This is a genomic window from Paenibacillus sinopodophylli, assembly GCF_005930355.1.
GTDB lineage: Bacteria > Bacillota > Bacilli > Paenibacillales > Paenibacillaceae > Pristimantibacillus > Pristimantibacillus sinopodophylli.
In genome coordinates, this window is record NZ_VDBO01000007.1 from 78,977 (window position 1) to 99,099 (window position 20,123).

Sequence of the window (20,123 nt, forward strand, 5' to 3'; positions counted from 1 at the left end):
TTAGTCAAAGCTCTTCTTCATAGGCTGAAAATATAATTCTGTCTCATTTGAAATCCACTGCAATCGCCCAAAGCTTGATTCGGAGCCTGCTACCTGCTCCCCTCTGACAAACACGGTTACTCCTTGTTTAAGATACTTAGCAATCTTCGGAATCCAATCCTCAATAGGAGTATCAGCCGTTACACATAACTCAATTTCAATCTGAGAACTTAGCTTACTCCCACTTCGACTATCATTTCCTTCTTTTTCAGTCAACATAGATAAAATATTTGATTTCCACTTGTCTTTCCAGTTTTTCTTATTGAATGCTTTAGAAACTTCATAAGCATTCTTAGCAAGTGTTTCGCTTAATTCTTTATTCTCTAAGCACTCAATAATGGCTTTTTGTAACGATTGGCTATCCGGATTGATAAGAAGGCCATTAAAGCGGTCTATAATAATATCGGTTAATCCACCAATTCTAGTAGCGATAATTGTATTTCCGGTTGCACATGCTTCTAAGCAAGATAGACTTGTACCTTCACTATATAAAGTCGGGATTAATACGATATCCGCTTCTTTATAAACAAGATGCATCTCGTCTGGATCGCGATGATAACAAAAGATACGATTCGGCCATTTTTCCATTGCTTTCTTGATAGCATTTACATCTTCTTCAAAGCCTTTTCCCACAAAATGAAATTCTGTTTCTGGAAATCTTTCTAATATCTCATCAACTACAGCAAGGGTAATGTACAAACCTCGAGCCTCATATAACCTTCTCGGATATACAATTCGTTTACGTCTATCTTCTTTTTTTAGGACTGGGAAAAACTCATCTGGATCAACATAGTTCGGTATACTAATCATCTGTTTACCTGTTTGATACGATACTGTTTGAAACCAATTAGATGTGTTCGTATCTACAGAAATCATTTTTTGTACCTGCTCAGCGCTTTTTATGAATCTTTCATTATGGACCCAGAATTGCGTGCCATCTTTATACTGGCTCCCGTAATTATCCCATGAGACACCGTGGCTTATCCCTATACTTGGATGCGCCACTTGTGGATAGGCTTGGAAGAAAGCAGAATAAATATTAAGTATCGCTGTACCTTCAACGGCATATAAATAACGGCGGTTAAAGGCATGCAAAGTCTCAACTGTAAACTCATTCATATTCAATCCGTCATGCCCTAAGCTATATATGTCAATATTTTTATATTTTCTATGCCAAGGAAAATTTCCATACTGATAAATATCTAGTTTCAATCCTAAATCCTTACATACCTCATAAAGATCTACCAGGTATCTTTCTGCCCCACCTGTATAATAGTTTTCTCCATTATAGTCCATAAAGGTTGCTGTAAACACGGCTACATTTCGCTCTATTATTCGATTTGCATATATATTTAAACACGATTTTTTTGATTGCAGCAACGTTTCAATTTCACTAGCCCTTGTTGCCCATTGGTTTTGGCTCGCAATCGTCTTCAAATTATTTTGAGCTTCTTTAGACATATTCCAAGAAGATGAAGTGAGTCTCATTGGAGCTTTGACATCTACGAATGTAATTCCTGGTCCGGCAAAAGGGATGACCTCTGCAATTGATGTTGTAATAATCGGTTTACCTATTGCGCAGTACTCAAAAAATTTCACTGGAGAAACTGAATTGGTTAATTGATTCACAATAAATGGAATGATTAAGGCATCAAAATGATTCGTATAATTTTTCAACTCTTTATATGGTTTTGGACCCAAAACATGAACATTATCCGAAAAGACGCATTTCGAAATACCGCAATGCCCGATTAAAACAATTTCGACGCCAGGACTTTCAGCTAACTCATTAACAAGCTTTGTATCAAACCAAGCTTCAATTGCTCCAAAGTAACCTATTATTCTTTTTCTTTTATTTAAAATTGATACCAAATCTTCTGGTATAATGTTCGTTTCATCCTGATTATCCCCATAGTCTTCTGGTCTTGCTGCATTAGGCAAATAGACAGCATCTTTTCTATCTATAACATACTCTTTAAGCATTTTGGCTGAATAAGTAACAATGGCGGCTTCATGCAGCACCTCATAATGCTTAGACAACATATTTCTATCATACAGTCCAAAAAAGTCAACACGATCAAGAACATCATACCAAATGGTCTTATGAGGAAGGTTTTCTATCCAAGCATTTTGCATCAAATACGAGTTCAGTACCATTACATGGGTAGTTTGTAATGCTTGCAGCAGATGCTCTTGTTTTGAGACAACAAAAAGCCCGTTTTCAATTTTTCTAAGACAAAACTCTGGTGAAGGATCACAAAAAAAGCATAAATAACCTTTTCGTGCGAACTCCATTAATAAATGCTGTGGACGTTGAATAGGCTCCCAATTCACAGCAATGGGATAAACAATTATCCCTAAGTAATCGCTCTCTTGCATTAATTCGACAATTTCTCTAGCCTCATTTGTTAGAGGAGATTCTACAATTTGTCTGTAGTACAGTAATTGACTCTTATATCGGGAAGCAAATAATAGATCCTTTTCTGCCAATTCCTTCTCAAAAAGCGAAATAGCATCTAAATTTTTCTTATTAATTTCCAGTTGGTAAATTTCTTCATTTTCTAAACGGATATTTTCGCTTTTCATATGGTCTATAGCTAGCAATTGATTTTCTGACAGCTCGTTAATTTGATGTAGCGCTGTTTCTATGGCATCAATCTCACGTTGTATAGCTGCTTTTGATTTTTTCATTGTAAGTAAATCACACCTCAATTCTTTAACTAAGTTTAGAGACCAAGCTATTTACGTTATTAATAGTAAGAAGCAAAGCATCTTTTCTTGCCAATGTATGTTTTTTTCTTTTAAAATCTGAGTAAGTGACCACTTCAGCTTGTTTTAATATCTCATAATGTTTTAGTCTTGCAGATGCATCAATGCCCCATAAGAAGTCTTCCTCTTCACAAATATCATACCAAATCCTTTTCGAGATCAATAAATCGTACCAAGCAGATTGTAGAACCCAAGTACATAGAACAATTGGGGTAATTTTATATTTATTAAGCCATTTGAGAAGCAAAGCTTCATCTTTAAACTCATAATATCCATTTACATTTTCTGCTAATCCATTTTCAAGTGACCCATTAAATGCTATGCATAAGAATCCTCTTTCAGACAATGATTGCAATAATTCACTCATCCGATTGCTTTTGAATTTTATGCCATCTGGCACAACAACGATATTAGTGCGATCTTTGTTTTTGAGCAAAAACGATTCAAAGCCGAAAAGACTTGAATCAACGTTTTCTGACGCTTGAATGTAGTATAACTGTCTATTGGAATACTCTTTCTCGTATTTAACTATTTGTTCTTGCCTTTTCACAATCTGTTTGTCACTTTCCAGCATATGCTCTAGATCATAATTTTTATTTTTAGTTTTCTCCAACTCTGCTCTACGATGTTTAATCTCAATTTCCATTTCCTTTACCGTTTCATTTAACTCCAGTAGCTGCGAAACCTTGCTTCTGTGTAATTCTCTTAATGCATCAAGCTGAAGTTCCTGATGACCTTGATCAAGAAGGGAAAGAACTTCTCTAGACATATGCAATTTATTCATGTCCCATCTCCTATTGGTTTATACAAAACTCAAATGAAGCCATTTCTTCTTTAATTTTAAATGCAGAGCTTCCCATCCACCGAAGGTACCAGTATCAATTTTGGACGAAAGACTTTCTTCGTGAATACGATAGTAATATAATGGCTCCTGCAAATGTACGATACGTCCGGTTAATGCTAGACGAACGGTGAAATCACGATCCTCGATTCCGAATATTGATTCATCGAATCCGCCTGTTCTTTTGTGTGAGGAAGTTCTCCACATCAAAGATGGACCACCGTTTTGCAAACCATTTAATCGATAATTAGGCAGCCTCTTTGTTTCAATTATCATTCCATTAGAATCCACATGATAATAATCTGAATAGACGGCACTTGCATTCGGGTAAGTAGATAAAGAGCCAATCATTCGCTCCAACCAACGCTGATGCACATAATTATCTGCAGAAGTCCAGCATCGATATTCACCTTTCGCTTTCGAGAAACCGTAGTTCAGAGCATGAGGAAGACCACGATTGGTTGCAGTCCGATAATAGCTGATTCGGCTATCAAACTTAAATCGATTAACAATACTAGCTATGTCTTCAGTAGAACCGTCATCTATAATGATTAATTCTAATTGCAAATGAGTTTGAGCAAGGATACTTCTAATGCTTTCAAACAAGTATTTTGAATCATTGTACACAGGCATGACAATACTTACTAATGGTGAGAATTCATTTGTGACCATGCCGCTCTCTCGGTGGCGAAGAAATAAAACCGCCCACTCTTGCATATTTAAGTAGCAAAATAGTGGATATAGCAATGATTGAGCAGTTGGGTTGTCCACATTAAAAATCTCTAAAACTTTACGCGAGATTTTCTCAATACCTTCTGATTTATACTCCTCGTATATCGCTTCAGCCAGCCTAAAAGCGCATGCTTCATTTAAATAGGCTGAATTCTGTAGAGAATGATTCCAAGAAACAAATGCCTGCTTCTTGTCTCCCAACTGCCACTGTAGTTCTGCAATTAAAGCTAACCAATGCGATTCTGTTGTTAACACTAATTTGGTATCAATGATTGGATTGTTCTGCAAGGTGCTGCTTAATAGTTCGCATACTTCTTTCTTCATCTCTTTAATTTGGATATTTACAGTCATTTTACCGTACAGGTATATGAAATCTAACTGATCAATCTCATCCAAATCAGCATCCAGAACCGTATAAATTTTATCTGTTGCTTCTTCTAAACTATCCATATTTATTAAAGAAAGAATCTGAAAAAATTGAAATGTTCTCCAATCCTTCGATTCTCTGTCCGGCTCCACGAGTGCTAGCACATCTTTATACCTCTGGCCGCCGAACGCTATCAACAGTTGCTGAATTGAACCTTGTTCCTTTAAGAGTTCAAGGTAAGCTTGTTTTTTGTCTTCCGCTACAATCAGTGGCATTTCAATCGTAATCACTGGCCTATTCACTACGTTTCCGCCTGTATTTTCATTCCTATACAACATGGAGTTGTATGACTTGGATTCCGAATTTCGAATACCGGCATCTAACAATTTGATACGCTTTTCTACAGCCTCATGTCCTATTCTTTCAGAATACGTTTTAACTAATATTTCTCCGTTAGCTAGCGCCGTTCTCACTATAATGTCGTCATTAATTTCAGTTGCTAGTCGCTCGTTTGCTTTCCATAACCACAATATATTTGAATGGCTTCCACTTTCAAAGCGAGCGATAGCTTCTTCTACATTTCCGCCTTGAACAACACGATCCACTCCGCCTTCTAACCACTGAACAACTTCTTTCGAATGTTCATTTAGCTTCGGCGACCAAATTCCAATTTCAACTTGAAACTTATGAAAGACAGACTGTATATGACGAAGCAGATCCTCTCGATCATATTCAAGTTGTGGATACGCTAGCAGTACTGAAATCTTCATTTCTTTTACCTCTTCCCTATACTCGACTTTGAAATCCCCCATTTTATACGAACAAACCCAATTATGTTGTGAAACGATATCCACTAAAGAGATACAATGATTAGGAAACGTATGATTAGGTCTTCGAATCAAACTCACCCATCTACCGTACCATTGAGCAGCCTCTTGCCATCTGTTCTGCGAAAAACATATTTCCGCAATAATACAATAAGGATCCGTATAAGAAGGCCATTCGTCTATACATTTCCGGGCGCTTGTTTCGGCTGCATTCTGATCTCCAAGCTGTAATAAACTCATTAATTTATAATAATGCGCTTGTGCTTTACTGTACGACTGTATCGATGTCAGCAATTCCAGCGCCGTTTCTGCATATTTTAAACTCTGACTATAATCCCCTGCGTTATAAAACTCTGCAGAAAGATAGCGATGAGTTAACCCGTCAGCATTATTGGATGCTAACTCCTTATAAAGCAACTCTAAATTCCTTTTTCTCTTCACTTGATGAAACTCTGATGAATAGCCGTAATGTTTGAAATACCCATCTACACATTGTAGAGTTTTCTTTGTATCCCCTTGCCTCACATTGATTAATCTTTCATGTATAGTCCCTTTATATTCATATAAAATGGGAGAAAAGAAACGATCAACATGCGTCATCGACATCATGCGAGGATGATTCTTTTCGTAATGATGACACTCGAAGGAAAGGACCGATTCTCTTACTGCATTCGTTTCAATCCATGTACGAAAATCAATTTCACCACTCCAATTAAACTCTTCATCCGAATCAATGAACATGATCCAATCAAAATTTATACTTTGTTTAATTAATACATTCCTTGCTTCTGCGAAACTATCATTCCAGTTATGAAATAAAACTCGAGCTCCAAGTTCTTTTGCAATTCGTACGCTACCATCCTTAGATCCTGTATCTAGAACAATGACTTGATCCACAAGAGAATTTACACTTTGAATAGCTTTATAGAGAGTAGCCTCATTATTTTTCACCAGAATACAACAAGCTATTTTCATATAAGCAATTCCTTCACTTTATAGATTAAAGGCCGTTATCTCGCTTTATAACAAAGCAAGATAATGGCCCTTTTCGTTTTTATATTGAATGTATATTAGACCGTTGGATCACTATTTGAAATTTTCTTTCCTTCTTCAAGCAGCGTGTTAATTGATTCTTTATATTGTTCAAACTTCTCTTCCTTAATGAAACCTGCTGTTAATACTGCTACATCTTTACGCTCAACCTGATTCTGAGGAGCAAATTTACCGTCGGTAACTGTAAGCAACTTAGCATCTATTGCAGCATGAACGTATGCTTTTGCCCAGTCGCTAATTTCATTTGAATCCGAAATAGGAAGGTCAGTCCCTTTACCTGTAATATTCGTTTGTGTAATACGTACCAAAATAGCTGCAAGCTCTTCTTTTTTAAGAATAGCATTTGGACGGAAAGCTCCGTTAGAGCCAATCATAATGCCAACTTTCTCCAAAGCATAAATATACTTCAATCCCCAGTTATCACTGCTTACATCTGAGAATTTGGAAGTAGGAATTTCCGGCGTCTCAAGATTAAGCGATCGAGCAATAATCGCAGCTACTTGCACGCGCGTCAATTTCCCTTCCAGGTTCAACTCCCCATTAGGTCCGCCTACCATAATCGATTTTTCCATAAGCTCTTTAATCGCTGCTTGTACGGCATCCGGAGCAATCGTTTCTTCAGCAGCAAATACCGCCACTGGCGCTGCTAGGGCATTTACCACCATAGCAGACGTAACAGCAAATTTTGTGATTTTCTTCGTTCTTTCTACATTCATTTTCACTCATCCTCCAAATATGTTTTTAAAAAAACTTTTATGTCACTCTACACTTTCAGAATCTAGTTAAGTTACGAATCAAAACAAACTCTCCCTATTCAATATTCATGTAGGAACTTGAGTTTCTGTCTTCGTTCATAATCAACCCATTCTATTCTTCTCATGCTTCAATTTATAGTAGCAAGAGATGAACTGTGTAAAGTCAGCTAATAGAGTTATCGGAAATACCATTGCGATTTTTTACAAAAAAAATATAAAATACTTTTAAAAAACATATGTAATTTAAGATCAAAAACATAAACGGGCACACTAAAATCAACTCACCATGCATTCCACACAATGAATTAATAGATAAATGCAATTTTATTTTACAAGATGTATAAGATATAGAAATAATTACAAGTAAGAAAAAAAAGAAAGACTTACTTCGTTTCTGTTATTTAAAAAACCTATTTTTTTTGAAAAAAAGAGGTTAGTCGCCATATGAAATCACTCGATGAACGAGCAACAGGAGACTGATTCATAAAAATAGAACCATTAAGCACAGCTTCTGCATTAAATTGGAAATACTGTACCCATTGTTCTCCCATCCGCCTCTCAATGGCGTCGTACGCTTCGCGCAGGCGAAATCCGCGGCGCACAATATGGTGGGCATCGGAAGAAACGATATGGATATGACCAGCCTTTAATAAGGACCAAGCTGACTGCTCGATTCGCTTACCGAAACCGCCAAGGAGAGAATGGCTAGTTACTTGTGCATATGCCCCAGCTTCAATTAACTCTGCCAATCGCTGCGGATGCTGCACGACCTCTGCATTTCTCTCAGGGTGTGCAATAATAGGCTTTAGGCGTAATATTGTGAGCTCATGTATGAGCTCGATCATCGACTTCGGTATTCGAGAGGCTGGCATCTCTATTAATACATAGTTAGAGCCGGCTAAGGGGAGTAATTCATTCCTAGACCACGCATCAAGCAGATCGTCATGGACACGTATTTCCTGTCCTGTCCGAATAGTAACAGGCACACCCGCAGCGATTAACTTTTCGTTAATCGTGTGGGTGTGCTCGGCTACGTCTTGTGCTGTGTTCATATAGGTCCCATTGGCGTGATGCGGGGTTGCAATAATGGTTGTGATTCCCTCTGAGACGGCTGCCCGGGCCATGTTCAAAGTATCATTCCAATCCGCTGCACCATCATCCAATCCGGGTAAAATATGCGTATGGATGTCTATCATGCTGATCTCACTTCCTAGAAGAGATTGATCAAAGCCACCTGATAGGCAGGTTTGTAACTATTCTATCATAGGAACGTCGATCTTTCAGCACTTCTCGCTATAATTCGACAGTATTACTTATCACTTTTTGATTGTATCCTACAATTCCCAAATGTGTAAGTAAAAAATTGTAAAAAACGAGGGTTTGTACAGAATTTGTTCAGAAGCTATACTACAGCAATTCTTTGCGAAGCATTGACGCGGATTTAGGTGAAAGGTAAGCAAATGGGATGTCGAACACGGTTTTGGCGCCGACTTGTCCTTCATGTGCAAGTTTGTAAGCAGCTCTCGCATAGGCAACTAGAACGCTTGCCGTGAATTCCGGATTGCTGTCGAGCTTCAATCCAAATTCAATAATCTGCGTGCTGTTCTCGCCAGTTCTGCCGCTGCGAAGCACTGTGCCGCCGTGTGGCATTGTGGAATGTTCGGCTTTCATCGTTGCTTCATCAATGAAGTGAACCTTTGTGTTGTAGTCGGAGAAGTAGTTCGGCATGTTGCGAATTTCTTGTGCAATTGCTTCTTGATCAGCACCGTCCTCGGCTACGATGTAACAATCGCGTACGTGCTTCTCTCGTGTAGTAAGCTCTGGATTCTCACCGCTGCGCACGCGGTTAACAGCTTCCTCGCTCGGGATCGTGTATTGCACGCCATTCTTGACGCCGCTCACACGACGGATCGCATCGGAATGGCCCTGGCTTACTCCCTTGCCCCAGAACGTATATTCCTTGCCCTCTGGCAGAATGGCTTCTGCAAGCAAGCGGTTGAGCGAGAACAAACCTGGGTCCCAGCCCGTTGAGATGACACTCACCTTGCCGCTCACCCTTGCCATTGCATCCACTTGTTCGAAATATTCAGGAATGCGTGCATGTGTATCGAAGCTGTCAACCGTATGGAACATACGAGCAAATTCCGGCCCTTGCTCTGGTAGATCTGTAGCCGATCCACCGCAAAGAATCATAACATCAATATCATCGGCGAAGCGCTCAGCCTCTTCAATGGAATAAGCTTTAATGGCTGACGGGATCGTCGAAGGATCTCTGCGCGTGAATATCGCGTCCAGCTTCATATCTTCATTCTGCCGGATTGCAAGTTCTACCCCGCGTCCCAAATTACCATAGCCTACGATGCCAATACGAATCTGTTCTGTCATGCTGCCCGCCACCTCATTTTAGTTAATATATTGCTTAGATCCAGCCTCTAGCTTCCATCGCTGCTGCGATCCGTTTAATCGATATCATATATGCTGCCGTACGAAGGTCCGTTTTATGTTCTCTTGCTAAGTCGCGAACAGCCACGTAGGAAAGAATCATGTTCGTTTCCAGCTTCTCAAGCACCTCTTGTTCGCTCCAGTAATAATTCATTAGGTTCTGCACCCATTCGAAATAAGAAACCGTTACGCCGCCTGCATTCGCCAGCACGTCTGGGATAACTGTAATACCGTGGCTTGCAAGAATGCGGTCTGCCTCAGGTGTTGTCGGACCATTAGCCGCTTCAGCTACGATTTTCGCTTTGATACGATCCGCATTCGCTGCAGTAATAACATTCTCCAGTGCTGCCGGTACGAGAATATCCACATCTAGCTCCAGCAATGTCTCATTCGAGATGGTGTACTCCTCGCCATATTCGCGAATAGACGAAGTATCCTTCAGTTCTGAAATCCGCTCGATATCAATGCCGTTCGGGTCATAAATACCGCCTTTGGAGTCACTTACTGCTACGATTTTGCATCCAGCTTCGCTGAGCAAACGTGCCGCAATGCGTCCTGCATTACCAAAACCTTGAATCGCAGCAGTCGCGTTCTGAACAGGAATGTGCATATCTTTCAGCGCTGCCAGAATCGTGTACACACAGCCTTGTGCAGTCGCTTCATTACGGCCTTTCGAGCCGCCAAGAATAAGTGGTTTGCCTGTAATAACGCCTGGTCTATTAACACCCTTCATCCTGCTGTAAGTATCCATCATCCAGCCCATGACTTGCGGGGTGGTATATACGTCCGGTGCCGGAATATCCTTGTCTGGTCCTACGAAGTCGGCAATGGATTCCATGAATGCACGGCTTATGCGCTCTAGTTCGCCTTTGCTAAGTGTTCGTGGGTCGCAAATAACGCCGCCCTTGCCGCCGCCGTATGGCAAGCCGACAACACCGCATTTGAAGCTCATCCACATCGAGAGCGCTTTTACTTCATCTAGCGTAACATCAGGATGAAAACGAATTCCGCCTTTTGTAGGACCGATAGCATCATTATGTTGAGCGCGATAGCCTTCGAACACGCGGATCGAGCCATCGTCCATGCGAACAGGGAAGCTAACTGAAAGCACACGCTTGGGCTGTTTTAGAATTTGGGTAACATGCTCCGGCAATTGTAGATGCGCAGCTGCTGCATCGATTTGCTGTTGAGCAATCTGATAAGGATTTAACGTTTCTTGTACCGTACTCACTGTCATTTCGGGTTCAGTCCTTCTTCGTAGAGTCCGACTCCCATTCCATGGGAAGGCCGCTTTTCTGATTTTACCTGTTTCTTTTGTATTTTAAAAGAAAAATTTAGCTGAATAGTACAAAAAATCTACGAATTTATCCATTGTCATGTTAGGTTTCATCAAGTGGTAGTTACCATGACATCTGACATGAATGAATGTACTACGCATAAAATCACGGACAAATAAATAGGGAAGGAAAGAGAAGTCTGCAAACTTCTCTTTCCTTCCCTATTCAATCCCGCTTCACTTTTCAGCGGCATACGTTTCTTTGAGCGTGCCGTAGCTGTCCACGATTTCCTGGTGAAAGGCATGCTTGTGAGGGATGCCCATATAAGATGTGATAACCTCATGAATGCCAGATCTTGCAATCGCAGCTTGCAAAGCAACCGCCTCTTCGTCCTTCTCATAATCGAATAAAAGTGCAGCAGCAATGGCGGATGTCAGGTGCGGTGCTGAGAGTCCAAGCTCATGTGCTTGCAGAGCTGGCCTTACGAGACGATCGTTCAAAGACAGCTTTCGCATAGGCGAGCGTCCTACGCGAATCACGCTGTCTGACAGACGAGGATTCGTAAATCGCAGCAGCATTTTCTGAATGTAGCGGTCATGCTTTTTCTTGTCCCAATGGTACTTGGAAGTCAGAATTGCACCCGTCTCATCCAGCACCTGGGACAGTTCAGAGCGTATACGAGAATCTCCCATCGCCTCTTGAATCGTCTTATAGCCCTCCAGATAGCCGTGATAAGCGGCCGTACAGTGACCGGTATTAACGGTGAATAACTTACGTTCAATGTAAGGTTGAAGTGCATCTACATATTTCACACCCTCGATCTCTCGGAAACCTTCCATCATAGCCGATCGATCGACAATCCACTCGAAGTAAGGCTCCACCGTCACCCTAAGCGGATCATCATGCTCCTGAACGGGAACGATCCGATCAACGGCCGTGTTCGGGAATGCAACACAGCGCTCCGCCTCCTCATGCAGCTCTGCTGGCAAATGCTCATACACTCGGCGCTGAAGAAGTGTACTTCCGGACAACGCGTTCTCACAAGCAATGATATGCAGCGGTCTAAGGTTCCGTCCTCTAAGGCGTATCGCAATTCCCGCAGCAATGGATTCGGCTATGTGCTTCAGCGCTGTAACGCCGACCGCTGTCGTGACCAAATCAGCAGCAGCAATAGCCGAAGCTACTGCAGCCCTATTCTTGCCGTTGATTGCGGTCACATTGTTCACCATTTCGGTATCCCGTTCCTCATTCGCTAGTGTAACCGCATATTGCTTATTCTGCTGAAGCAGTTGAATTTTTCTCTCGTTCCTCGCTACGAAGGTAACCTCATAGCCAGCTTGCGACAGAAGAAGACCGATAAAACCTCTACCAATATTACCTGCGCCAAAATGAACAGCCCTCATGGTCCGAACCTCCTTTAATGGTTGGATGGTATCGTCACAGTAATTAAAGTCTGAATATTCTGATTTATTCAATTACATCTCTATAACAAATTACAACGCTCCGGCTGCCATCAATTGAAAGTCGATATGGGAAAGTGATTCTGCATGATAGTACCGATCAGATTGATCAAATGGCAATGATTTCGTAATCGTATTAGGCACGATAATGCAGGACATTCCCGCTGCCAAAGCCGCCCTAGCCCCATTCGGCGAATCCTCAATCGCTACTGCCTCATTCGCCTCTACGCCAAGCGCAGTTAAGGTTTGCAAATAAAGCTCTGGATTCGGCTTAACCTGTGCTACGTCATCTGCTGTTCGAATGACTTCGAAATAATGCCCGAGCTCCAGCTGCTCCAAATATTTGTCGATCCATGCACGCGGCGAACTCGATGCAAGTCCAATCTTTATTCCAGCCTCCTGCGCGTCGTTCAAGTAATCCACTATACCGGTGCGAATCTGTTCAGCCTGCATAAGCGCAGTATGCTGGTCATGCACCGAATCACGAAAACTGTCTTTGTCAATCGGCAGCTTCAAGTCTGTCATCAAGTATTCATAAGGGTTAAAGGTGTGCAGGCTCGTGCCGATACAGCCTGAATACTGCTCCAAGGTAAGCTCTACACCGTGCTCCCTATACGCATCGCGGAACGCATGATACCATGCCGTTTCCGTATCAATAATCGTGCCGTCAAAGTCAAATATTATCGCCTTAATCATTCTTCCATCTCCTCCCGAATGCTCAAATGTTATATTCTCTAACAAAACCGTAACATTTTTCGAAAGAGGGAGTCAAGGCGGGAAACCTCCTAATCAGCCGTTTGAACCGTTGTCCATCCATGACGAAAAACAAGCGAAATCCCTTGTTATCACAAGGTTTATGGCATTTCCTGCAAACGCTTCGATTCCGCGCGAAAATAATTTTCTGAACATTCCAATAAATCGCTTACATCTCATGACCACTCTTTCTCTGTATAGTAAACAAAGCAAAAGGGGCATGCCATGGAATGTAACTTCCCTTCTGGCATACCCCTTACTCGTTAGCTGTCCACATCGCCGCGAATTCAAACGAGCTGGCTGCCCGCTTGCGCAGCAGGAACGACAGGCTCTACACGCTTTTTCCGCTCGATGCTGATCCATATTAGCCCCGCAGCCATACAACCTGCACCGCACAACTGAAGGAGCGCAACCTTCTCATCGAACATGAAGTAACCGGCGGCGACTGCTGCTGCTGGTACGGCATAGCGGAAGAAGTTCGAACGCGTCGCTCCAACCTTGAACATGCAAGCATTCCATAGCACGAAGGCAAGTACGGTGCAGATCAGCACATTATAACCGATGGACAGGTAATGGCCGGCATTCAGTGCAGACCAATTCGTCTCTCCCCATGAGCCAATCGTTAGTGGCAGCATGAATAATGAGCCGAATGCGATCGTCCACGTGCTGACGCGCAGAGCCGAATATTTCCTCATAAGCGACATAGAGCTGAGATTGAACAGTGGTCCGATAATGCTGACACCGAACGCCATCGCATTGCCGAGCATATTCTCCGAGGATAGACTGAAGCCCTCGTCTCCGCCTAGAATAACGAAGCATACGCCTACAATGGAGATCGCTCCGCCTACAATTAACCGCAGTGTAATCGTCTCCTTCATGAACAGCGGCGCGAACAAGGCGGCGAAGATTGGCCAAGGCGCTACGTTAAGAAGCGACGCGTTGGCAAGCGTCGTGTACTTGATCGAGTACATGACCATAATCTCCAGCAGTGTTATGCCGATGAGCCCGATAAGCGCAAGCCTAGGCACGATGCGCCAAGGAATACCTATGCTGCCCTCAGTCAGCTTCAGTATAAGAAAGAAGAAAGGGATCGCCAGACCAAATCTCAAAAACGAGAAAACGACCGGATTAAATGACTCCATTGCAAGCCGCGATATGCCGAAGTTTGCCCCCCATACGACAGCGATTAGAATCAGCCCGCCGTAGTTCAACCACTTGTTGTTCATGCTTCTTCGCTCCATCTATTCGCTATTATTTCTCTACTTGAAATCCTCACTCATCATAGCATGGGCTGAGGGAGAAAAACGCCCCTGCTTTTGCTCATTTCTTATGCATTTTAAACTCTAGAAACAACTCATTGTAATGGGCCAGCATTTTTTTGCCCAGATTATCGTATACCTCCAGCCTGCTCGTCAGCTCTTCACTCGGATAGAACCGCTCATCGCCAGAAATATCCTCCGGCAGCAGCGCCAGCGCCGCCTCATTCGGGGTCGAATAACCGACATACTCCGTATTCTGCGCCGCAACCTCGGGATCAAGCATAAAGTTGATGAATTGATGCGCTCCCTCGATGTTCCGCGCCGTCTTCGGGATAACCATGTTGTCGAACCAGAGGTTCGATCCTTCCTCCGGCACGATGTAATCGAGCTTCTCGTTCTCGCCCATAATTTCCGAGGCATCCCCGGACCATACAAGCCCAACTGCAGCTTCTTCATTCGCAAGCAGCATCTTAATCTCGTCGCCAACAATCGCCTTGACGTTAGGTGTCAGCAGCTTCAGCTTCGCTTTCGCCTCCTGCAGATGCGCCTCATCCTTATCATTGAGCGAATAATGAAGGCTGTTCAGCCCCATCCCCATCACCTCGCGGGCGCCGTCAAGCAGCAGGATTTGGTTGAGAAGCTGCTTATCCCACAGCTCGTCCCAGCTTTTGAAGGTGAGATTGCCTACAAGCTCAGGATTGTACACAATGCCAACTGTACCCCAGAAGTATGGAATCGAGTACGCATTCTGCGGATCGAAAGAGAGGTTCATAAAGCTCGGATCAATATACTTTAAGTTAGGCAGCTTGTCATGGTCGAGCTCCAGCAGCAAGCCATCCTCTTTCATTTTGCTAATGGCATATTCCGAAGGGATACTAACGTCGAACGTCGTCCCTCCTTGCTCGATCTTCGTCATCATCGCCTCATTGGAATCGAAGGTTTGGTAGATGACTTTAATGCCGGTCTCCTCCTCGAAGCGGTCTAGCAATTCAGGATCGACGTAGTCGCCCCAGTTGTAGATTGTAAGAGTGTTATCACCGCTATAGCCCGCGCTCTTATTCAAATACGCCGTCAAATAGATAAGCCCTAGCGATACGGCTAATACAACTGCAAACATACGCACAAGCTGTTTCATCCTCGTCCCTCCTTCTCGGCCGGCTTCGCATTCCGCTGATTAATAAAGTAATAACCAACGACCAGAATAATAGTGAAGAGGAAAATAAGCGTCGACAGTGCGTTGATGGATAACGATACGCCTTGGCGAGCCCTGGAATAGATTTCAACTGACAACGTCGAGAAGCCATTGCCCGTCACGAAGAACGTGACCGCAAAGTCATCCAGCGAGTAGGTCAGCGCCATGAAAAAACCCGCGAATATGCCTGGCTTAATAAATGGCAGCACAACCCGAGCAAGCACCTGCCATGAGCTTGCCCCAAGATCACGCGCCGCATCAATGAGTGTGGTGCTCATCTCCTGAAGCTTAGGCAGCACCATAATGACGACAATCGGCACGCTGAACGCAATGTGCGACAGCAGCACAGATACAAAGCCCAGCTTAATGCCGATCAACGTGAACAGAATGAGGAAAGAAGCGCCGATGATAACATCAGGGCTGACGATAAGCACATTGTTCAGCGTAAGCAGTGTCTGCTTCGGACGGTTGCTGCGTACATGATGAATGGCTATTGCCCCCATCACGCCGAGAATGGTCGAAATCGCAGCGGACAACAGCGCAATGACGAATGTATTCAGCACGATAATGAGCAAACGCGTATCCGCGAATACTTCCTTGTAATAATCGAGCGTGAAGCTCTCGAAATGACGCATCGAGCCGCCGCTATTAAAAGAATAGAACATTAAATAGAAGATAGGCGCATAAAGTACAGCAAATACGAGCACCAAGTAGATGTTCGACCATTTATTTTTTGCGCGCATGAGCCACACCTCGTTTCCTGTTGCCCATCAGCAGCATCATAGCCGCCATCGCCAGTATGAGAAAGACCGCGATTGTTGCACCCATGCCCCAGTCCTGCGTGACGAGAAAATGCTGCTCGATAGCTGTACCGAGCGTAATAACACGGTTGCCCGCAATGAGGCGTGTAATCATGAACAGTGACAAGGCAGGGATGAATACCGCCATACAGCCTGACTTCACACCGCTGATCGTCAGCGGGAGAATGACTCGCTTGAAGGTTGTCCACGCCGATGCGCCGAGATCACGCGCAGCGTACACAAGCGTAGGGTTCATTTCCTCCAGTGCATTGAAGATCGGCAGAATCATGAATGGGATGAAAATGTACACCGAAACGAACACGAAGCTGAAATCCGTGAACAAAATTTGCTGCTTGCCTATGCCGATTGCTTCTAGCAGACTATTGGTTAAGCCATAGGTGCCGAACAAACCGATAAAAGCGTATGCCTTGAGCAGCAGATTGATCCAGCTCGGCAATATAATGAGAAGCAGCCATAGCTGCTTATGCTTGGTCCGCGTGAGGAGATACGCGGCAGGATAAGCAACGAGCAGCGAGAATGCAGTAATGAGAAACGCGTACCAGAACGAGCTGAGCGTCATACGCATATACACCGGCGTGAAAAATTTCGCATAGTTGCTGAACGTAAAGTTGCCCTCTACATCAAATAACGAATAATACGCGACCAGCAAGATCGGCGCAACGACAAACAGCACAATCCATGCCATGTAGGGAACGAGATAGAAGCTGCGCGATTTATTGGACATCTGCGGCCTCGCTGTACGCTTCTAGACGTTTATCGAATTCCTCTTCCGTCTCGCCTAGACGCATGACGTGGATGGCTTCCGAATCAAAGGTCAACCCAATCTGCTCCTGCACAGTAGCCTTGCGCGTGGAGTGGACAAGCCATTCATTGCCCGCTTCATCATAGCAGCAAATCTCGTAATGAACGCCGCGGAACAGCTGCGAATCAATGCGAGCCTGCATCTTGCCGCTCTCTACTGCGGTAATCTCCAAGTCCTCAGGCCGGATGACGATTTCGACTGCCTCATTCGGCATAAGTCCTTGGTCCACACAAGCGAAGGAACGTCCAGCAAACTCCACTTCGAAGTCCCTCACCATTCTTCCTGGCACGATATTCGATTCTCCGATGAAATCTGCGACAAAGCGGTTGATCGGCTCATCATAAATATCTGTCGGCGTGCCCGATTGCTGAATCTTTCCTTCATTAAGGACAAAAATTTCGTCGGACATGGCCAGCGCTTCCTCTTGGTCATGCGTGACGAAGATGAACGTAATCCCTAGGCGACGCTGCAGCTCACGTAGCTCGTATTGCATCTCTGTTCTAAGCTTCAGGTCAAGCGCAGATAGCGGCTCGTCTAGTAGAATAATCTCCGGTTCATTCACAATCGCCCTGGCAATCGCCACGCGCTGCCGCTGGCCGCCGGACATCTCGGAAATTTCGCGAGATTCGTAGCCCTCCAGATTGACGAACTTAAGGGCATCTTTCACTTTGACCGTTATATCAGCCGACTTCATCCTCTTGATACGCAAGCCAAACGCCACATTCTCGAACACGTTAAGATGCGGAAACAATGCATAGTCCTGAAATACCGTATTCACCTGACGCTCGTTCGCAGGAACGCGGTTAATAACCTTGCCATTGAAATAAATCTGGCCCTCAGACGGCTCTATAAATCCAGCTATTAAACGCAAGATCGTTGTCTTGCCGCAGCCGGACGGGCCAAGCAGTGTATAAAACTTGCCACGTTCTATCGTAAAGCTGACATCCTTTAGAACGGCAGCAGCGCTATTGTCATAATGCTTTGTCACGTGCTCAAAGCGAATAATCGTCGGATCTTGCATGTCGCATTCACCCCTTGCTTAATTTAGAAGAAACAATAGTGATTATACAGCATCCCCGCAATTCAGCAAGTGGAATAGCAAAATGATGTCAACAATCATCATGACTTAACCTGCTTTTCAATTGATTGAACATGAAAGCGCTATACATTACGATTATTCCAGAATCAGATCGTACACATTATGATTAATTGGAGGTTGAAGCATGAATAATCAGGCATCTGCAAAACCGGACTCCGGCGGTTTCAAAGTTTCCGTTCAACGGTTTGGCCGTTTTCTAAGCGGCATGGTCATGCCCAATATTGGCGCTTTTATTGCTTGGGGACTGATAACGGCTTTATTCATACCTACTGGCTGGATTCCTAATGAAAGCTTAGCCACACTCGTCGGCCCTATGATCACCTATTTGCTGCCTATCCTTATTGGATATACAGGCGGTCAAATGATTCACGGCGTACGCGGCGGCGTCATTGGCGCCATCGTCACGCTCGGCGTCATCGCCGGTGCAGAAATCCCGATGTTCCTCGGTGCCATGATTGTAGGCCCAGCAGCTGCATGGGTATTGAAGAAATTCGATCAATCGATCGACGGCAAAATTCCACCAGGATTCGAAATGCTCATCAACAATTTCTCTTCCGGCATCATCGGCGGCGGGCTTGCGATACTTGCCTTCAAAGGCATCGGACCTGTCGTCGAAGCTGTAAGCAAAGTGCTCTCCTCTGGCGTTGAATGGCTAATTGACACCGGCTTGCTGCCGCTCGTGAACGTGTTAATTGAGCCAGCCAAAGTATTGTTTCTCAACAACGCGGTCAATCACGGTATTCTCGGCCCGCTGGCGCTAGACCAAGCGACACAGGCTGGCAAATCGATCATCTATATGCTTGAATCGAATCCCGGGCCCGGACTTGGCATTCTGCTCGCTTACTGGGTATTCGGCAAGGGCATGGTTAAGCACTCCGCGCCTGGAGCTGTCGTCATCCATTTCTTCGGTGGTATCCATGAAATTTATTTCCCTTACATTCTCATGAACCCGCGCCTCATTCTTGCAGCTATCGCCGGTGGTGTGGCCGGTACCTTCACCTTCTCCCTGCTCGGAGCTGGCCTGGTTGCCGCCCCTTCACCAGGCAGCATTATTGCCTACTTCTCGATGACGCCAAAAGGTGGCATGCTAGCTATGCTGGCCGGTGTTCTAGTCGCGACAATCGTGTCGTTCCTCGTATCCGCCCTGCTGCTCAAAACAAGCAAGCACAACGTTGGCGAAGACAACGACCTTGCGCAAGCGTCACAGAAGGTACAGCAAATGAAAGCGGCGTCCAAAGGGACGACTGCGACTCCATCCGCAGCGCAAACACAGCTCTCGCGGGATCAAGTTAACAAAATCGTCTTTTCATGCGATGCTGGTATGGGTTCGAGCGCCATGGGCGCTTCCATCCTCCGCAAAAAAATAACGACTGCCGGGCTGCCTATCATTGTCATCAACACCGCAATCAGCGACATTCCAGACGATGCCAACGTGGTCATCACACACAAAACGCTCACCGAGCGCGCTCGCCAGAAAGCGCCTAACGCTGAGCATATCTCCATCGATAACTTTCTCAAGAGTCCTGAATACGATTTGCTCGTACAAAGACTCAGTGAATAAACGGCATCACGAGCTGAACTTAACGCTGACAGAGCTCTGTCGGCGTTAAGTCCATTCTTCTGTTAAGGAGGATA

Annotated in this window: 15 protein-coding genes; 1 reads left to right on the forward strand and 14 read right to left on the reverse strand. The window is 44.2% G+C overall.

Annotation, left to right across the window (positions count from 1 at the left end; genetic code table 11):
- From FGT79_RS21785 to FGT79_RS21850, 14 genes are all read right to left on the reverse strand, one after another.
- Entirely contained in the window at nucleotides 1-2,730 is a 2,730-nt protein-coding gene (locus FGT79_RS21785) for a glycosyltransferase (protein ID WP_138754954.1), read from the reverse strand.
- A 25-nt stretch (nucleotides 2,731-2,755) separates the two neighbouring features.
- Entirely contained in the window at nucleotides 2,756-3,592 is an 837-nt protein-coding gene (locus FGT79_RS21790; protein WP_138754955.1) for a hypothetical protein, read from the reverse strand.
- 18 nt (nucleotides 3,593-3,610) lie between these two features.
- The gene (locus FGT79_RS21795) at nucleotides 3,611-6,550 is read right to left on the reverse strand and encodes a glycosyltransferase (RefSeq protein WP_138754956.1); all 2,940 of its coding nucleotides are present in this window, start codon (nucleotides 6,548-6,550) and stop codon (nucleotides 3,611-3,613) included.
- Between the two features lie 95 nt (nucleotides 6,551-6,645).
- Nucleotides 6,646-7,344, reverse strand: a complete 699-nt coding sequence (locus FGT79_RS21800; RefSeq protein ID WP_246096557.1) for an S-layer homology domain-containing protein — start codon at nucleotides 7,342-7,344, stop codon at nucleotides 6,646-6,648.
- A gap of 449 nt (nucleotides 7,345-7,793) precedes the next feature.
- A complete protein-coding gene (locus FGT79_RS21805) occupies nucleotides 7,794-8,579 on the reverse strand; it encodes a tyrosine-protein phosphatase (protein WP_138754958.1) in 786 nt (261 codons plus the stop codon).
- A 211-nt stretch (nucleotides 8,580-8,790) separates the two neighbouring features.
- Entirely contained in the window at nucleotides 8,791-9,768 is a 978-nt protein-coding gene (locus FGT79_RS21810; RefSeq protein ID WP_138754959.1) for a diaminopimelate dehydrogenase, read from the reverse strand.
- 34 nt (nucleotides 9,769-9,802) lie between these two features.
- Nucleotides 9,803-11,062 carry a Glu/Leu/Phe/Val family dehydrogenase gene (locus FGT79_RS21815; RefSeq protein WP_138754960.1) on the reverse strand — a complete coding sequence of 420 codons (1,260 nt, stop codon included), beginning with the start codon at nucleotides 11,060-11,062 and terminating at the stop codon, nucleotides 9,803-9,805.
- A 276-nt stretch (nucleotides 11,063-11,338) separates the two neighbouring features.
- Nucleotides 11,339-12,505 carry a mannitol-1-phosphate 5-dehydrogenase gene (locus FGT79_RS21820; RefSeq protein WP_138754961.1) on the reverse strand — a complete coding sequence of 389 codons (1,167 nt, stop codon included), beginning with the start codon at nucleotides 12,503-12,505 and terminating at the stop codon, nucleotides 11,339-11,341.
- 90 nt (nucleotides 12,506-12,595) lie between these two features.
- Entirely contained in the window at nucleotides 12,596-13,258 is a 663-nt protein-coding gene (locus tag FGT79_RS21825; RefSeq protein ID WP_138754962.1) for an HAD family hydrolase, read from the reverse strand.
- 344 nt (nucleotides 13,259-13,602) lie between these two features.
- Nucleotides 13,603-14,541, reverse strand: coding sequence for a DMT family transporter (locus FGT79_RS21830; protein ID WP_138754963.1), 939 nt, complete (start codon nucleotides 14,539-14,541; stop codon nucleotides 13,603-13,605).
- Between the two features lie 94 nt (nucleotides 14,542-14,635).
- The gene (locus FGT79_RS21835) at nucleotides 14,636-15,709 is read right to left on the reverse strand and encodes an ABC transporter substrate-binding protein (RefSeq protein WP_138754964.1); all 1,074 of its coding nucleotides are present in this window, start codon (nucleotides 15,707-15,709) and stop codon (nucleotides 14,636-14,638) included.
- On the reverse strand, nucleotides 15,706-16,509 hold the full coding sequence (locus FGT79_RS21840; protein ID WP_138754965.1) for an ABC transporter permease: 804 nt from the start codon (nucleotides 16,507-16,509) through the stop codon (nucleotides 15,706-15,708). Before FGT79_RS21840 ends, FGT79_RS21835 begins: the two co-directional genes overlap by 4 nt.
- The gene (locus FGT79_RS21845; protein WP_138754966.1) at nucleotides 16,493-17,311 is read right to left on the reverse strand and encodes an ABC transporter permease; all 819 of its coding nucleotides are present in this window, start codon (nucleotides 17,309-17,311) and stop codon (nucleotides 16,493-16,495) included. The genes FGT79_RS21840 and FGT79_RS21845 overlap by 17 nt, the downstream gene beginning before the upstream one ends.
- Nucleotides 17,301-18,410 (reverse strand): ABC transporter ATP-binding protein, encoded by a 1,110-nt coding sequence (locus FGT79_RS21850; protein ID WP_138754967.1) that lies wholly within the window; start codon nucleotides 18,408-18,410, stop codon nucleotides 17,301-17,303. The genes FGT79_RS21845 and FGT79_RS21850 overlap by 11 nt, the downstream gene beginning before the upstream one ends.
- A 202-nt stretch (nucleotides 18,411-18,612) precedes the next feature.
- Between FGT79_RS21850 and FGT79_RS21855 the strand changes: the two genes are divergently transcribed.
- Nucleotides 18,613-20,049 (forward strand): PTS mannitol transporter subunit IIBC, encoded by a 1,437-nt coding sequence (locus tag FGT79_RS21855; RefSeq protein ID WP_138754968.1) that lies wholly within the window; start codon nucleotides 18,613-18,615, stop codon nucleotides 20,047-20,049.
- The last annotated feature ends 74 nt before the right edge of the window (nucleotides 20,050-20,123 follow it).

Excerpts from the sequence above, each read along its gene's own strand:
- FGT79_RS21820 (WP_138754961.1), bottom strand. The coding sequence starts at position 12,505 with ATGAGGGCTGTTCATTTTGGCGCAGGTAATATTGGTAGAGGTTTTATC.
- FGT79_RS21805 (WP_138754958.1), bottom strand. The coding sequence starts at position 8,579 with ATGATAGACATCCATACGCATATTTTACCCGGATTGGATGATGGTGCA.
- FGT79_RS21800 (WP_246096557.1), bottom strand. The coding sequence starts at position 7,344 with ATGAATGTAGAAAGAACGAAGAAAATCACAAAATTTGCTGTTACGTCT.
- FGT79_RS21790 (WP_138754955.1), bottom strand. The coding sequence starts at position 3,592 with ATGAATAAATTGCATATGTCTAGAGAAGTTCTTTCCCTTCTTGATCAA.
- FGT79_RS21840 (WP_138754965.1), bottom strand. The coding sequence starts at position 16,509 with ATGCGCGCAAAAAATAAATGGTCGAACATCTACTTGGTGCTCGTATTT.
- FGT79_RS21830 (WP_138754963.1), bottom strand. The coding sequence starts at position 14,541 with ATGAACAACAAGTGGTTGAACTACGGCGGGCTGATTCTAATCGCTGTC.
- FGT79_RS21795 (WP_138754956.1), bottom strand. The coding sequence starts at position 6,550 with ATGAAAATAGCTTGTTGTATTCTGGTGAAAAATAATGAGGCTACTCTC.
- FGT79_RS21855 (WP_138754968.1), top strand. The coding sequence starts at position 18,613 with ATGAATAATCAGGCATCTGCAAAACCGGACTCCGGCGGTTTCAAAGTT.
- FGT79_RS21845 (WP_138754966.1), bottom strand. The coding sequence starts at position 17,311 with ATGTCCAATAAATCGCGCAGCTTCTATCTCGTTCCCTACATGGCATGG.
- FGT79_RS21850 (WP_138754967.1), bottom strand. The coding sequence starts at position 18,410 with ATGCAAGATCCGACGATTATTCGCTTTGAGCACGTGACAAAGCATTAT.
- FGT79_RS21785 (WP_138754954.1), bottom strand. The coding sequence starts at position 2,730 with ATGAAAAAATCAAAAGCAGCTATACAACGTGAGATTGATGCCATAGAA.
- FGT79_RS21810 (WP_138754959.1), bottom strand. The coding sequence starts at position 9,768 with ATGACAGAACAGATTCGTATTGGCATCGTAGGCTATGGTAATTTGGGA.
- FGT79_RS21825 (WP_138754962.1), bottom strand. The coding sequence starts at position 13,258 with ATGATTAAGGCGATAATATTTGACTTTGACGGCACGATTATTGATACG.
- FGT79_RS21815 (WP_138754960.1), bottom strand. The coding sequence starts at position 11,062 with ATGACAGTGAGTACGGTACAAGAAACGTTAAATCCTTATCAGATTGCT.
- FGT79_RS21835 (WP_138754964.1), bottom strand. The coding sequence starts at position 15,709 with ATGAAACAGCTTGTGCGTATGTTTGCAGTTGTATTAGCCGTATCGCTA.